The sequence below is a fragment of the Microbacterium sp. NPDC008134 genome (genome assembly GCF_042957055.1).
Classification (GTDB): Bacteria; Actinomycetota; Actinomycetes; order Actinomycetales; family Microbacteriaceae; genus Microbacterium.
Genome location: NZ_JBIBHO010000001.1, coordinates 206876 through 219404 on the forward strand (window position 1 = coordinate 206876; position 12529 = coordinate 219404).

Below are 12529 nucleotides of genomic sequence, written 5' to 3' on the forward strand. Positions count from 1 at the left end.
ACGAAGGGAAACATCATGGGACTCGACGACAAGATCAAGAACGCTGCCGAAGACATCGCCGGTAAGGCGAAGGAGGCCGCGGGCAAGGTGACCGGCAACGAGAAGCTCGAGGCCGAGGGCAAGGCCGATCAGGCCAAGGCCGACGTCAAGAAGGCCGGCGAGAACGTCAAGGACGCGTTCAAGGGCTGAAACGCTTCCCAGCCGTGCGCTGGGTGAGACCTGCTGGGGACAGTAGGAGGGGGCGGGGCCATTCGACGGCCCCGCCCCTGTTTCGTGTGTGTACGGGGTGGGACGCTTCGACAGGCTCAGCGCCCCAGTTGTGTCTCAGCGACCCAGTTGTCTCTCAGCGACCCAGTTGTGTCTCAGCGACCCAGTCTCGGCCCAGGGGCCCGAAGCCACTGGGTCCCTGAGCCTGTCGAAGGATCCCGCCACGAGAAACGCCGGTGAGTTCCGGTTCCCCCGTCGCGGCGGTCGTCCGGCGTCAGGCGATCCGGGAGTGGGCCGCGGCTCTGCACGTCTCGATGGGGTGATGGCATCAAGGCAGGGCGGGTGGTCATCGCCGACGTGACGACTAGCGTCGTCTTATGTATCGACCGTTCATGAACACTCCGGAGCAGCTCGAATCCCTGGAAGGACAGCAGTATCTCGTGCTGCGGCCGACGGGGGAACTGGCGGATCGCTTCAGAGCCGAACAGAACGATGCTCTGGTTCTGAGTCGGCTCCCGCACCCCTACACCGGCCATGTGACGCTGCGCGGCTTCTACGAGCCGACGCGTCGAGCAGATCTCACCGCACTCGTGCGCACCTGGGCCATGGAGCAGGATCCGATCGAGATGACCGGTGAGGCCATCGATTCTTTTCCGGACCCCTGGCAGATCCTCATCCTCCGCTTGGCTCGCACCGATTCCCTCGTCTCCGCCTATGCGACTCTGACCGAGCGGCTCGATGCGACGGACTTCCACCGGCTCGGCGAGCTCCCCCTCGATGAGTGGACGTTCCATATGTCCGTCGTCTACGGCAAGGCGCTGTCGGGCGCGGACTGGACGGCGATCGAGTCCGCACGAGTCTCGGAGTTCGCGCACCCCGTGTGCGAGACGGCCACTCAACTCGAGCTCGTCTCGTACTCGAACGGTGCGGAGCGCAGGGAGGTGATCCCGCTCGGGCGTTGAGGTGTGGAACAACCCCGCCCGCTTGTTTAGCCGAGTTTAGTGACGGGCCCAGCGGATGAATCAAATTCAAATTCCTTGAAATGAGGGCATTTCGAGCCTTGCGCGCGCACTCTTGACGTTTACCTACAAAACCGGTTTACTAGTTCGCAGGCGGCCCGGCCGCCCACACAGCAGGAAGCCGACCCGAGGCATCCGAACAAAGGAGTTTTCGCAATGAAGCGTTATGCTGGTGTTCTCGCACTCGCCGCCCTCGCCCTGCCCCTCGCGGCATGCGGCTCGACCGGCGGCGCCGCCCCCGCAGAGGGAGAGCTGACCTCCGGCCCGATCTCGATCTGGTACTCGACGAACGAGCAGGAGATCGAGTGGGCCGAAGCCGTGGTCGAGGCGTGGAACGCCGACCACCCCGACGAGCAGGTCACCGCCGCGGCCATCCCCTCCGGCAAGTCATCAGAGGATGCGATCGGTGCGGCCATCACCGCCGGCAACACCCCGTGCCTGGTCTACAACACCGCTCCGGCCGCGGTCCCCGCCTTCCAGAAGCAGGGCGGCCTGGTCAACATCTCGACGACCTTCGAGGACGGCGAGTCCTTCATCACCGAGCGTTCGGGTGATGCGGCCGACGGCTTCCGCTCGCCCGACGGCGACCTGTACCAGGTGCCGTGGAAGGCCAACCCCTTCATGCTCTACTACAACAAGGACGTCTTCACGGCCGCCGGCCTCGATGCCGAGAACCCCGAACTCGCCACCTATGACGACGTGCTGGCCGCTGCGGCAGCCATCAAGGAGAGCGGTGCCGCCGACTACTCGCTGTACCCGCCGGCATCCGGCGACTACACGAACTCGCTCTTCGACTTCTACCCGTTCTTCCTCGCGAACTCGGGCGGCACGCAGCTCGTGAGCGACGGCGCCGCCGCCTTCACCAGCGACGAGGGCCTTGAGACGCTCGAGTTCTGGAAGACCATGTACGCCGAGGGCTACTCCTCGGCTGAGGCCTACAGCGGCGACGCCTGGGCCGGCCCCTTCGCCGACGGCGTCGCGGCCATGGGTATCGCGGGGCCGTGGGGCGCCGCCGCGTTCGACGGCAAGGTCGACTACGGCGTGGTGCCGTTGCCGACCGCCGCGGGCACCGCCCCCGAAGACACCTATACCTTTGGCGACTCGAAGAACGTCGGTCTCTACACCTCGTGCGAGAACAAGCAGACAGCCTGGGACTTCGCGAAGTTCTCGATGGATGCCGAGAACGACCTCGCGCTGCTCGAGACGACGGGCCAGTTCCCGACGCGCACCGATGTCGACGCGATCGCCGGTGACTACCTCGCCGAGAACCCGGTGCTGGCGACCTTCTCGGCATCCGTCCCGCTCACCGTCGACGTGCCCAACGTCGCCGACGCGACCGAGATGTGGCAGACCTTCCGCGACGCGTGGGGTCAGGCCGTTCAGGCCGGTGAGGGTGATCTCGAAGAGACGTTCACGACCGCCGCAGACAAGATCGATGCACTGATCGCCCAGGGCTGATCGATCGGGAACGGCCCCCGGCCGGTCACCTCCGGGGTGCGCGTGTCATGGCGCGCACCCCGGTCCTCCGCCTCGATGCCCGAACATCGAGGCCCCTGCAGCACCCGGCAAAGGAGCCCCGCCATGAAACGCATCGCCGCGTTCATCGCCTTCACCCTCGCACTCGTCCTCGGGTCTTCCGCCCTCGCGACCCCGGCATCCGCCGCTCCGGAGGACGACGTCGCCACCGTGATCGATCGCCTCGAGGAGTACTACCTCGGTCAGGGCGACGAGATCATCATCGCCAACGGCATCTACCTCGCCCGCACCTCGGAAGCGCTCGACTACGTCGCCTCGCAGAACGCCGACGGCTCGTGGTCGGATGTGGACTACGCCGACCGCACCAGTTCGGCGAACGGCAGCGTGTGGTCGGCGTACACGGCGCTGTATCGGATGCTGGCGATGACGCAGGCCTTCAAGGACCCGAACGCCGAGGGCTTCGGCGACCCGCGTCTCGTCGACGCGGTGGGGCGCGCTCTGCTGCATTGGGACCGCGTGAACCCGGGCAACACCAACTGGTGGGAGACCGAGATCGGCGAGTCCATCGCGATGGGACGCATCTCGATGTTCCTCGGCGAGGCGCTCAGCCCCGAGGCCTTCGACGTCGCGCTGAAACACAACACCGGCAAGCTCGACCCCGTCGGAGCGAACGGCTCGTGGCGCACGTCGAACTACATCTTCGAGGCTCTGTCGACCCGCGACATCGCGAAGGTCAAGGAGGGCTTCGCGACCATCATCGCCACGATCGCGGTCGACCACTCGGGCTCGGTGCAGGAGGCCGTGCAGCCGGACGGCAGCTTCTGGGCCCACGGTGCGCAGCTCTACAGCGAGGGCTACGGCATGGTGCTGTTCACCTACGCGGCGCTGTGGTCGGACGTGGCTCGCGGCACCGGGCTCGCGTTCACGCGCGATCAGCTCGATTCGATCGCCTTCTACTTCATCAGCGGAACACGCTGGCTCATCCGCGGCGAGATCGGCATGCTCTACCTCAACTACCGTCCGCCGAAGACGGTGAACGACATCACCAGCCACGCGTCGGAGTTCATCGAGCCGCTGCAGCGGATGGTGCGCACGGACGCCCTCTACGCCACCGCGTACCAGGCCGTCCTCGACGGGGTGCTCGGCAAGACCGAGACGAACGGCGTCACCGGCAACAAGTACTTCTGGCGCTCGGAGTTCTCCTCTCATCTGCGTGACGGGTACGGCATCTTCACGCGCCTCAATTCATCGCGCACGTTCGGCGCCGAGCTTCGCACCTCGTACCGCGACGAGCTCGGCAACCCGGTCTACTGGAATGCGATGGGTTCGACCGCGATCCAGGTGAACAACCGCGAGTACCTCGACCTCGGCCCCGCGTTCGACTGGTGGCACTACCCGGGCGTGACCGCGCCGAACATCAAGCGCACCGAGCGCGGCTTCGAGAACCGCGGCCGCAACGGCGACGGCGGAAGCTTCACAGGCGGCACCTCGAACGGCGAGTTCGGCGTGAGCGTGCTCACCCTCGACACCGCGGGCACCGCCGCCCAGAAGAGCTACTTCTCGTTCGACGAGGGCATGGTGGCGCTCGGCGCCGGCATCGGCTCGACGAGCGACGCGGCCGTGCACACGACCGTCAACCAGGCATCCGCCAAGCCGAACGCGAGCGTCGGAGGGCAGCCGGTCGCCGCGGGCACCGATCAGCAGGGCGTCGGCACCGCGACCTGGGCGTACAACGACGAGGTCGGCTACGTCTTCGCCGCGGGTCAGGACGTGAAGGTCTCGAACAAGACGCAGTCCGGCAGCTGGGAGGGCGAGGAGACTCTCAGCCGCGACGCGTTCTCGCTCTACGTCGACCACGGCACGAAGCCGTCGGCCGCCACCTACGACTACACCGTCCTGCCGGCGGCGACCCCGGCCGAGGTCGAGGCGTACGCGGCGAAGCCCGCGATCCGCACCCTGCGCAACGACACCTCCGTGCAGGCGGTGCGCAGCGCCGACGCGGGCATCACGATGGCGACCTTCTACGCCGCCGGCGACCTCGATCTGGGCGACGGCCGCACACTGTCGGTCGACCAGCCCGCGACCGTGCTCCTCGACGAGCGCGGCGACGCCCCCGTCGTGAGCCTGTCGAACCCCGATCGCGCTGGGCTCTCGGTCGGCGTGAACCTCACCGGTGCCGGACAGGAGCGGCACGGTGTGTTCACGCTCGGCTCGGGCGAGAACCTCGGCAAGACGGTGACCGCCGCGCTCGCCGAGGGCGCGCTGCCGACGGCATCGCCGTACGCGGCGAGCAGCACGGTCGACGGCGCCTCCGCTGCGGCGCTCGGCGACGGCGACACCGCGTCGGCCTGGCACTCGGCATCCGATGGCACGCAGTGGGTCTCGACTCGGCTTCCGCGCGGATCGTGGGTCACGAAGGCGACGATCGATTGGACGGATGCCTACGCCACCGAATATGTCGTGCAGACCTCGCCGAACGGCGTCGACTGGACCGATCGTGCCGCCGTCACCGGCGGTGACGGCGGGGTCGACGAGGTGCCGATCAACCCCACCGCGGCCGAGCACGTCCGCGTGCTGCTGCTGGACGGCGAGGGCGCGGGCTACGGCATCCGCGAGCTGACCGTCGCATCGAGTGTGAACCTGGCGATCGACAGTGCGACCCGGGCATCCGGATACGCGGGCTACAACCTCGTGTTCTCGCTCGCCGACGGCGATCCGAACACCCGTTGGCGCGGCAACAACGCCGACAGCGCCTGGGCGCAGATCGACCTCGGCTCGTCGAAGCCGGTCTCGACCGTGCGGCTGTCGTGGGAGGCGGCGTTCGCCAAGACCTACAAGATCCAGCTGTCGGACGACGGCCGCGCGTGGCGCGATGCGTACGCGACGCCGGCGGGAGGCAGCGACGGCGGCATCGACGTCATCACGCTCGACGGCCAGACCGCGCGCTACGTGCGGATGCAGACGCTCACCCGTGCGCTCAACTACGGGCCGTCGCTCTGGGAGTTCGAGATCTTCTCCGACCGTCTGGTCGCCGAGGCGCCGGCGATCCCCGCGGCCAACGCGAACCTCGCGCTGGGGCGCCCGACCACGGTCGACAGCGTTCACCAGAACAACGCCACGATCATCGGTCCGAAGGCGACCGACGGCTCGAAGTCGACCAAGTGGTCGTCGGCGCGCGCCGTGGCCGAGCACTGGATCCAGGTCGACCTCGAGAGCGTGCGATCGGTGTCGCGCGCCGTGGTGGCGTGGGAGGCCGGAACGTCGAACGACTATCGGATCGAGGGCTCGGTCGACGGCGCCACCTGGCAGCCGCTCGCCCGCGTGCAGGCGGCGCAGCCCACTCTCACGCACACGCACGACTTCGCGCCCGCCGAGGTGCGGTACGTGCGCCTGGCCGGGCTGCCTTCGACGCAGTACGGACTCAACATCTGGGAGTTCGAGCTCTACGGCGGCTACACGTTCGAGTGCACGGGACCGGTGACGGCGGCGCGCGGATCGGTCGCCGTGGCATCGGCGACCGTCTCGCCGATCAACCCCGCCGACCGCTTCAGCGCGATCTCGATGGACGAGTCCGTCGTGACCGTGGAGGGAGATGCCCGGGTCTCGGCCGACGGACGCATCGACGTCGACCTCCAGGCCCGTGAGCCCGGTCGCACGACCGTCGGCATTCGGCACGACGGCGGCACCGAGATCGCCTGGTGCGCGGTGACGGTCAGCGCCGACACGGCAGGGCTTCAGGCGCAGATCGACGCGGCGAACGCGCTCGACAGCACGGCATACACCCCCGGCAGCTGGGCGCCGGTGCTGCCTGCGTTGGAAGAGGCGAAGGCCGTGCTGCGCGCGGGCGGTTCGCCGCAGGCCGAAGTGGATGCCGCGGCCGCCGCTCTTCAGGTCGCGCTCGCCGGACTGGTTCGCCTCGACGCCGTCTCGAGCGCTCCGCGCGACGTCGCGGCGACGGCATCCGGTCATGTCGTCACCGTGCAGTGGTCGGCACCGGAGAACACCGGCGGATCGCCGATCACCGCCTACGAGGTGACCGTCGGGGACCGCGTGGTGCAGAGCGAGGGCGGTGTGCTCAGGGCATCCGTCACCGATCTCGACGCCGGTGACTACGTCGTGACCGTGCGTGCGCGGAACGCGGGCGGATCGTCGGAGCCGTCGGCGCCGATCACGGTCACCGTCGATCCCGACGTCGTGACGCCCGTCATCACCGTCGAGGGCACGCCTCGCGTCGGCGGACGCATCGACGTCAGCGGCACCGGATTCGAACCCGGGGTCGAGTACACGATCCAGCTGCGCTCGATCCCGGCCGACCTCGGCACCGTCACGGCAACTGACGACGGCGTGATCGCATTCCGCGGTACGGTGCCCACGGGCACCGAACCCGGCGAGCACACGATCGTCGCGATGCTGACGGCTGCCGACGTCGCCTCGACCCCGGTGCTGATCCTCGCGGCCGACGAGCCCGGCACCCCGGGTGGACCCGGCACGCCGGGGACCCCGGGCGGCGCGGATGGTTCAGACGACTCCGGATCCCTGCCCGGGACCGGCGGCGAGCTGACCTGGCTGCCGTGGACGCTCGCGATCGCGCTGCTGCTGCTCGTCTCGGGCGCCGCCGCGGTGAAGGTGCGGCGCGGCCGGACCGACTGACTCCCCGAACGGCGGGGCCGCTCCCTCAGGGGCGGCCCCGTCGTCGTGCCCGGGTCTCTCGGGGCGGTGCTTCGACAGGCTCAGCAACCCGGCGATGGGTGCAGCACGGGGTCCCTGAGGGTGGGTGCAGCACGGGGTCTGAGCTTTTCGACGGGTCTCCGCGTGAGAAACCGGCGTCCGCACACGACGAAGGCCGCCTCCCGGAGGAAGCGGCCTTCGAGAGGAACGCGGCTCAGAGGTGCGTGAGCTCCGCCACGCCGATCGAGGAATCCGCCATGCCGTAGAACACGAACGTGCGGTCGCCGATCTTCTCGATCGCGGTCGGGAAGACGACGTTCGCGAGAGTGCCCTGTGTCTCCTCGGCGGTCTCCGGGGCGAGCAGGGGCTCGGCCGAGCGTTCGAGCACTCGGCGGGGGTCCTCGGCGTCGAGCAGGATCGCTCCGGCCGAGTACACCGACCCGTGCGCCAGCTCGAAGCCCTTGGGCGTCGCACCGGAGACGCCGTGGTGCAGGAGAAGCCACCCCTCCGGCACGCGCAGCGGGGAGGGTCCCGCGCCGATCTTCGCACTCTCGTACGCCATCTCCGGTGCCACGATCATGGCCGAGTCGCGCACGCGGGTGAGGGCGCGCACATCCGTGCGAACCTCCTCGGCATCGACGTAGCCGATCCAGATCGACGGGCGATCGTCGTCGATGCCCGCCGGCGGGCGGGACCCTTCGCCGGGGCGCAGCCAGTCGAGGTCCCACATGGGACGGTGCAGCAGAGCGATGCTCGGGCGACCGTCGGGACCGGGCACGAGCTCGGGGAAGAACACGATGTCCTTGTTGGCGAAAAGATTGAGGTCGCTCGCCAGCTCCGGCTGATACGTGAACTGGATCGGTCCGAGCCGCTCCCATGTGACGGTGTCGCGCGAGACCGCGAGAGCGGGCCGAGGGCCGAGGGGGCCGTAGGCGATGTAGGTCATGACGTGGAAGCCGAGCGGCTCGAGGAAGGTGATGCGCGGATCTTCGACTCCGGCGTTCCGGCGGCCGTGCTCCCACTGCTCGTCGGGCGAGAGCACGACGCCGAGACGCTCGACGTCGACAGGCACGCCGTTCTCGACGATCACCCTCGCGCGCGCGATGCGCGAGACGTTGCCCTCGGCGACGACGCGCGGGTACAGATACAGCGTGCCGTCGGGTCCCCAGGCGGTGCCCGGGTTGAGGACCCCCTCGGCTTCGAGCGGGTCGCCGGCGTTCGCCGTCATGATGACGCCCTGGCGGGTCAGCGCGTAGGGAATCGTCGTGCGGGCGGCGGGTGCGGAGGATGATGTCATTGCGGTGCCTTCGGGCTCTTTCGGTGTCGAGTGCTCAGCCCTTGATGGCCGAGCCGAGGTTCGCGGACGTGAAGTGCCGCTGGAACAGGAGGAAGAGCACGACGACAGGAACGGCGAGCACGCAGGCGCCCGCCAGCACGGCGCCCATCGGGTTCTCGAGGAACGAACCGTTCGTCTGCGAGAAGTTCGCCAGGCTCACCGCGAGGGTCTGCTTCGTCGCGTCCTTGGTGACGAGGAAGGGCCAGAGGAACTCGTTCCAGGGACCGATGAAAGTGACGAGCATCGCGGTGAGCACCGCAGGACGAACCAGGGGGACGGCGATGAAGACGAGGATGCGCAGTTCGCTCGCGCCGTCGATGCGCGCAGCGTCGAAGACGTCGCGCGGGATCTGCAGGAAGTACTGGCGGAAGATGAGCACCGCGACCGAGTTGATCGCGAACGGCAGGATCATGCCGATGAAATTGTCGGCGAGGCCGAAGTAGCGCACGACCATCACGTACAGCGGGATCATGAGCAGCTGGAACGGAATGGCCTGCACGAGCAGCACGAGCGCGAACACCATGCCGCGGCCGCGGAACGACAGCACCGCGAGCGCGTAGCCCACGAGCAGACCGAAGACGAGGGTGCAGCCCACGACTCCGGCGGTGAAGATCAGCGAGTTCAGCAGCGAGCCGACCAGATTGACCGATTCGTTGACCTCGGCGAAGTTGTCGAGGGTGAGGTTCTGCGGCAGCGGCAGCAGCCCGAACAGACTGGTGTCGCGCTTGCGCTGCAGGGCGCCGATCACCATGTAGTAGAACGGCACGAGAGCCGCGAGGGCGCCGATGAAGAGCAGAGCGAAGCGCAGGACCGAGAGCACCCGGCCGCTGCGCGCGGGGCGGTGGGATCGAGCGCGGGTCGTCGGCGTGGTCATCGGTTCTTGCCTTCCGTGATGCGACGCGAGACGAGCGAGACGATCATCACGGCGATCACGAGGATCATGCCGATCGCCGCCGCGATATCCGGCTTCCCCTGCTGGATGCCCTGCTGGTACATGAGCAGCGCCGGGGTCATCGAAGCGTTGTTGGGGCCGCCGCCGGTGAGCAGGTACGGCTCGGTGAAGATCTGACCGGTGGTGATGATCGAGAGCAGCACGACCAGTGAGGTGACCGGCCGGACGGCCGGCAGTGTCACCGAGCGGAATCGCTGCCAGCGACCCGCGCCGTCTAGCTGGGCGGCCTCGTGCAGCTCCTTCGGCACGTTCTGGAGAGCGGCGAGGTAGAGCAGGATGTAGAACCCGAGATTCTTCCAGGTGACGTAGACCGCGATGAGGGGCATGATCAGGGCCGGATTTGCGAGCCAGGACGGGTCGGGGGCGAGCGAGCCGAGCAGGGAGTTCACGACGCCGTTGCCGTTGAAGAGGAAGATCCACACCGCGAGAGTCGCGACGGATGCCGTCACGTACGGCACGTAGTACGAGATGCGGAAGAACCCCTTCCAGTGCACGACCGCGTCGAGTCCCGACGACAGCAGCAGACCGAGAACGACCGTGAGGGGCACGTTGATCACGAGGAAGATCAGCAGGTTGCCGAACGCCTGGCGCACGATCGGGTCGGCGAGCACGGTCGCGAAGTTCTCGAAGCCGACGAACGGATGCTCGACCGCGACACCCGGCGCCGTGAAGTAGAAGTCGTGCACGGACATCCAGATCCCGAAGCCGAACGGGATGAGGAAGACGACGATGACGAAGAGCGTGTACGGAGCGCTCAGCAGCAGGCCGAGCGGATTGTCGCCGAGCCATCGGTGCAGCGCGCTCCCGCGACGGGGCGGGGCGTCGGCTGTCGATCTCTGCGCTGGTGCGGCACTGCCCATTGCGTTCGTTCCTCACTGATTCGTTGACGACTTCTTTAGTAAACCGGTTTTGCTGTTCGAGGTCAACCCGCCACAAAGCGGCGCTAAATCCCGCTAAACGGTCGGTTACACTACAACCATGAAAGCCACCTCCCCCGACGCCGCGGGCGCCGAACGGTCCACCTCGTCCGCCGCATCGCCGGTGCGCGAGCGCAAGATCACCATCGGTGACGTCGCCGCCAGGGCCGGGGTGTCGAAGAGCGCGGTGTCGTTCGTCTTCAACGGTCGCTCCGGGGTCGGCGAAGAGGCGCGCGAGCGCATCCTCGAGGCGGCGCGCGAACTCGAATGGCGGCCGGATGCCCGTGCTCGTGCCCTGTCGCGCAGTCGGGCACAGGCGCTCGGCCTCGTGGTCCGTCGCGCCCCCGAGCTGCTCAGCACCGACCCCTTCTTCCCCCAGTTCGTCGCCGGCGTCGAGAGCTTCCTCTCGACTGTTGGCTACGCCCTCGTTCTGCAGGTCGTCGACGGTGAGGAGGCCGAGCGAGAAGCATACTCGCGCTTCGCGCACGAGGCCCGAGTAGACGGAGTCTTCCTCACCGATCTCCGCGTCGAGGACGAACGCCCCGCCGAACTCAGTGCGCTGGGTATGCCCTGCGTCCTTCTCGGGTGGGGCCCGGGCGAGGGGACGGAGCCGATCGGGCTCGACGACGCCGCCGGCATCCGTCGTGCCGTCCGCCATCTGCACGCCCTCGGGCACGAGCGCATCGCGCACGTCTCGGGCGCCGACCGCTACGTGCATTCGCGCGTGCGTCGCGACGCCTGGCGGAGCGAACTCGCGGCGCTGGGGCTTCAGCCGGGAGCCGTCGTCGAGGCCGACTTCACCGGCGCGGCCGGCGCGCGCGCGACCCACGAACTGCTCGACGATCCCGAACCGCCGACCGCGATCATCTACGCCAACGACATCATGGCGATCGCCGGGATCTCGGCGGCGATCGACCGGGGGGTGCGCGTGCCGCACGACCTCTCGATCATCGGATTCGACGACATCCCGCTCGCGCCCTACATCATCCCCCCGTTGACGACCGTCCGTCAGGACGTCTTCCAGTGGGGAAACGCCTGCGCGAGGGCGCTGGTCTCGATCGTCGAGGAGCGCGAGCCGGGCCCGATCGATCTGCCTCCTGTCGAGTTCGTGGTGCGGGGCAGCACGGGACCGGCGCGCGGGTCGGCCGATGTGACGATCGAGGCCGCCGGATGACCACGGTCACCCCGCGCCTGGTGGCCTTCGACCTCGACGACACCCTGGCGCCGTCGAAGAGCGCCATCGACCCACGGATCGGGCGGTTGCTCCTCGCGCTCGCGGAGAAGGCGGCCGTCGCCATCATCTCGGGCGGACGCCTCGAGCAGTTCACCGCGCAGGTGGTCGACCGGTTGCCCGACCCGACGCCCGAGGCGCTCGCGAACTTCCACCTGCTTCCGGCATGCGGCACCCAGTACTATCGCATCCGCCCCGACGGGATCGAGACGGTCTACGCGCGCGAGCTGACCGACGCGCAGCGGGCCGAGGCGACGAGAGTCCTCGAGGAGGAGGCTCGTGTTCTCGGGCTGTGGGAGCCGACGACCTGGGGCGACATCGTCGAGGACCGCGGTTCGCAGATCACCTTCTCGGCGCTCGGGCAGCAGGCGCCGCTCGCCGCCAAGGCGGCATGGGACCCCACCGGTGACAAGCGCAACACCCTGAGCGCCGCAGTCGCTGAACGGCTGCCGGATCTCGAGGTGCGCTCCGGCGGATCGACATCGATCGACATCACCGAGCGCGGCATCGATAAGGCGTACGGCATGCGGCGGCTCGTCGAGCAGACCGGCATCCCCCTCGACGACATGTTGTTCGTCGGTGACCGGCTCGACCCCGCCGGCAACGACTATCCGGTGCTTGCGATGGGCGTCGCGTGCCAGGCCGTGACCGGCTGGGACTCGACGGCTGAGTTCCTGGAGGGGCTGATCCCGCAGTTGTGACACGGGGCCTCGCCCGCGGCAT

At 68.4% G+C, this 12529-nt stretch carries 9 protein-coding genes; 6 read left to right on the forward strand and 3 right to left on the reverse strand.

The annotated features are described in order from the left end of the window. Window positions 1–15: 15 nt before the first annotated feature. The 4 genes from ACFY9N_RS01040 to ACFY9N_RS01055 all read left to right on the forward strand — a co-directional run bounded on the left by ACFY9N_RS01040 (window position 16) and on the right by ACFY9N_RS01055 (window position 7352). Window positions 16–189, forward strand: coding sequence for a CsbD family protein (locus ACFY9N_RS01040; protein WP_247623784.1), 174 nt, complete (start codon window positions 16–18; stop codon window positions 187–189). Window positions 190–599: 410 nt separating this feature from the next. Then, window positions 600–1169: a 2'-5' RNA ligase family protein gene (locus ACFY9N_RS01045; protein ID WP_391476336.1), complete on the forward strand. Its 570-nt coding sequence runs from the start codon at window positions 600–602 to the stop codon at window positions 1167–1169. 213 nt (window positions 1170–1382) lie between these two features. After that, on the forward strand, window positions 1383–2684 hold the full coding sequence (locus tag ACFY9N_RS01050) for an ABC transporter substrate-binding protein (protein WP_391476338.1): 1302 nt from the start codon (window positions 1383–1385) through the stop codon (window positions 2682–2684). A gap of 123 nt (window positions 2685–2807) precedes the next feature. Continuing rightward, a complete protein-coding gene (locus ACFY9N_RS01055) occupies window positions 2808–7352 on the forward strand; it encodes a discoidin domain-containing protein (RefSeq protein ID WP_391476339.1) in 4545 nt (1514 codons plus the stop codon). 232 nt (window positions 7353–7584) lie between these two features. Here the strand turns inward: ACFY9N_RS01055 and ACFY9N_RS01060 are convergent, their stop codons facing one another. The 3 genes from ACFY9N_RS01060 to ACFY9N_RS01070 are packed head-to-tail and all read right to left on the reverse strand — an operon-like array spanning window position 7585 to window position 10518. Further along, window positions 7585–8667, reverse strand: a complete 1083-nt coding sequence (locus ACFY9N_RS01060) for a glycosidase (RefSeq protein ID WP_391476341.1) — start codon at window positions 8665–8667, stop codon at window positions 7585–7587. Window positions 8668–8701: 34 nt separating this feature from the next. Next, the gene (locus ACFY9N_RS01065; RefSeq protein ID WP_391476342.1) at window positions 8702–9580 is read right to left on the reverse strand and encodes a carbohydrate ABC transporter permease; all 879 of its coding nucleotides are present in this window, start codon (window positions 9578–9580) and stop codon (window positions 8702–8704) included. Then, entirely contained in the window at window positions 9577–10518 is a 942-nt protein-coding gene (locus ACFY9N_RS01070) for a carbohydrate ABC transporter permease (RefSeq protein ID WP_391476343.1), read from the reverse strand. Before ACFY9N_RS01070 ends, ACFY9N_RS01065 begins: the two co-directional genes overlap by 4 nt. 118 nt (window positions 10519–10636) lie before the next feature. Between ACFY9N_RS01070 and ACFY9N_RS01075 the strand changes: the two genes are divergently transcribed. Both ACFY9N_RS01075 and ACFY9N_RS01080 read left to right on the forward strand, forming a co-directional pair. Continuing rightward, a complete protein-coding gene (locus tag ACFY9N_RS01075; RefSeq protein ID WP_391476344.1) occupies window positions 10637–11749 on the forward strand; it encodes a LacI family DNA-binding transcriptional regulator in 1113 nt (370 codons plus the stop codon). Further along, complete coding sequence (locus ACFY9N_RS01080) at window positions 11746–12507, forward strand: HAD-IIB family hydrolase (RefSeq protein WP_391476346.1); 762 nt, start codon at window positions 11746–11748, stop codon at window positions 12505–12507. Before ACFY9N_RS01075 ends, ACFY9N_RS01080 begins: the two co-directional genes overlap by 4 nt. Window positions 12508–12529: the final 22 nt, after the last annotated feature.

What these genes read in the sequence shown, in the direction of transcription:
- ACFY9N_RS01065 (WP_391476342.1), bottom strand. Translation starts at nt 9,580, where the DNA reads ATGACCACGCCGACGACCCGCGCTCGATCCCACCGCCCCGCGCGCAGC.
- ACFY9N_RS01055 (WP_391476339.1), top strand. Translation starts at nt 2,808, where the DNA reads ATGAAACGCATCGCCGCGTTCATCGCCTTCACCCTCGCACTCGTCCTC.
- ACFY9N_RS01080 (WP_391476346.1), top strand. Translation starts at nt 11,746, where the DNA reads ATGACCACGGTCACCCCGCGCCTGGTGGCCTTCGACCTCGACGACACC.
- ACFY9N_RS01075 (WP_391476344.1), top strand. Translation starts at nt 10,637, where the DNA reads ATGAAAGCCACCTCCCCCGACGCCGCGGGCGCCGAACGGTCCACCTCG.
- ACFY9N_RS01045 (WP_391476336.1), top strand. Translation starts at nt 600, where the DNA reads ATGAACACTCCGGAGCAGCTCGAATCCCTGGAAGGACAGCAGTATCTC.
- ACFY9N_RS01050 (WP_391476338.1), top strand. Translation starts at nt 1,383, where the DNA reads ATGAAGCGTTATGCTGGTGTTCTCGCACTCGCCGCCCTCGCCCTGCCC.
- ACFY9N_RS01060 (WP_391476341.1), bottom strand. Translation starts at nt 8,667, where the DNA reads ATGACATCATCCTCCGCACCCGCCGCCCGCACGACGATTCCCTACGCG.
- ACFY9N_RS01070 (WP_391476343.1), bottom strand. Translation starts at nt 10,518, where the DNA reads ATGGGCAGTGCCGCACCAGCGCAGAGATCGACAGCCGACGCCCCGCCC.
- ACFY9N_RS01040 (WP_247623784.1), top strand. Translation starts at nt 16, where the DNA reads ATGGGACTCGACGACAAGATCAAGAACGCTGCCGAAGACATCGCCGGT.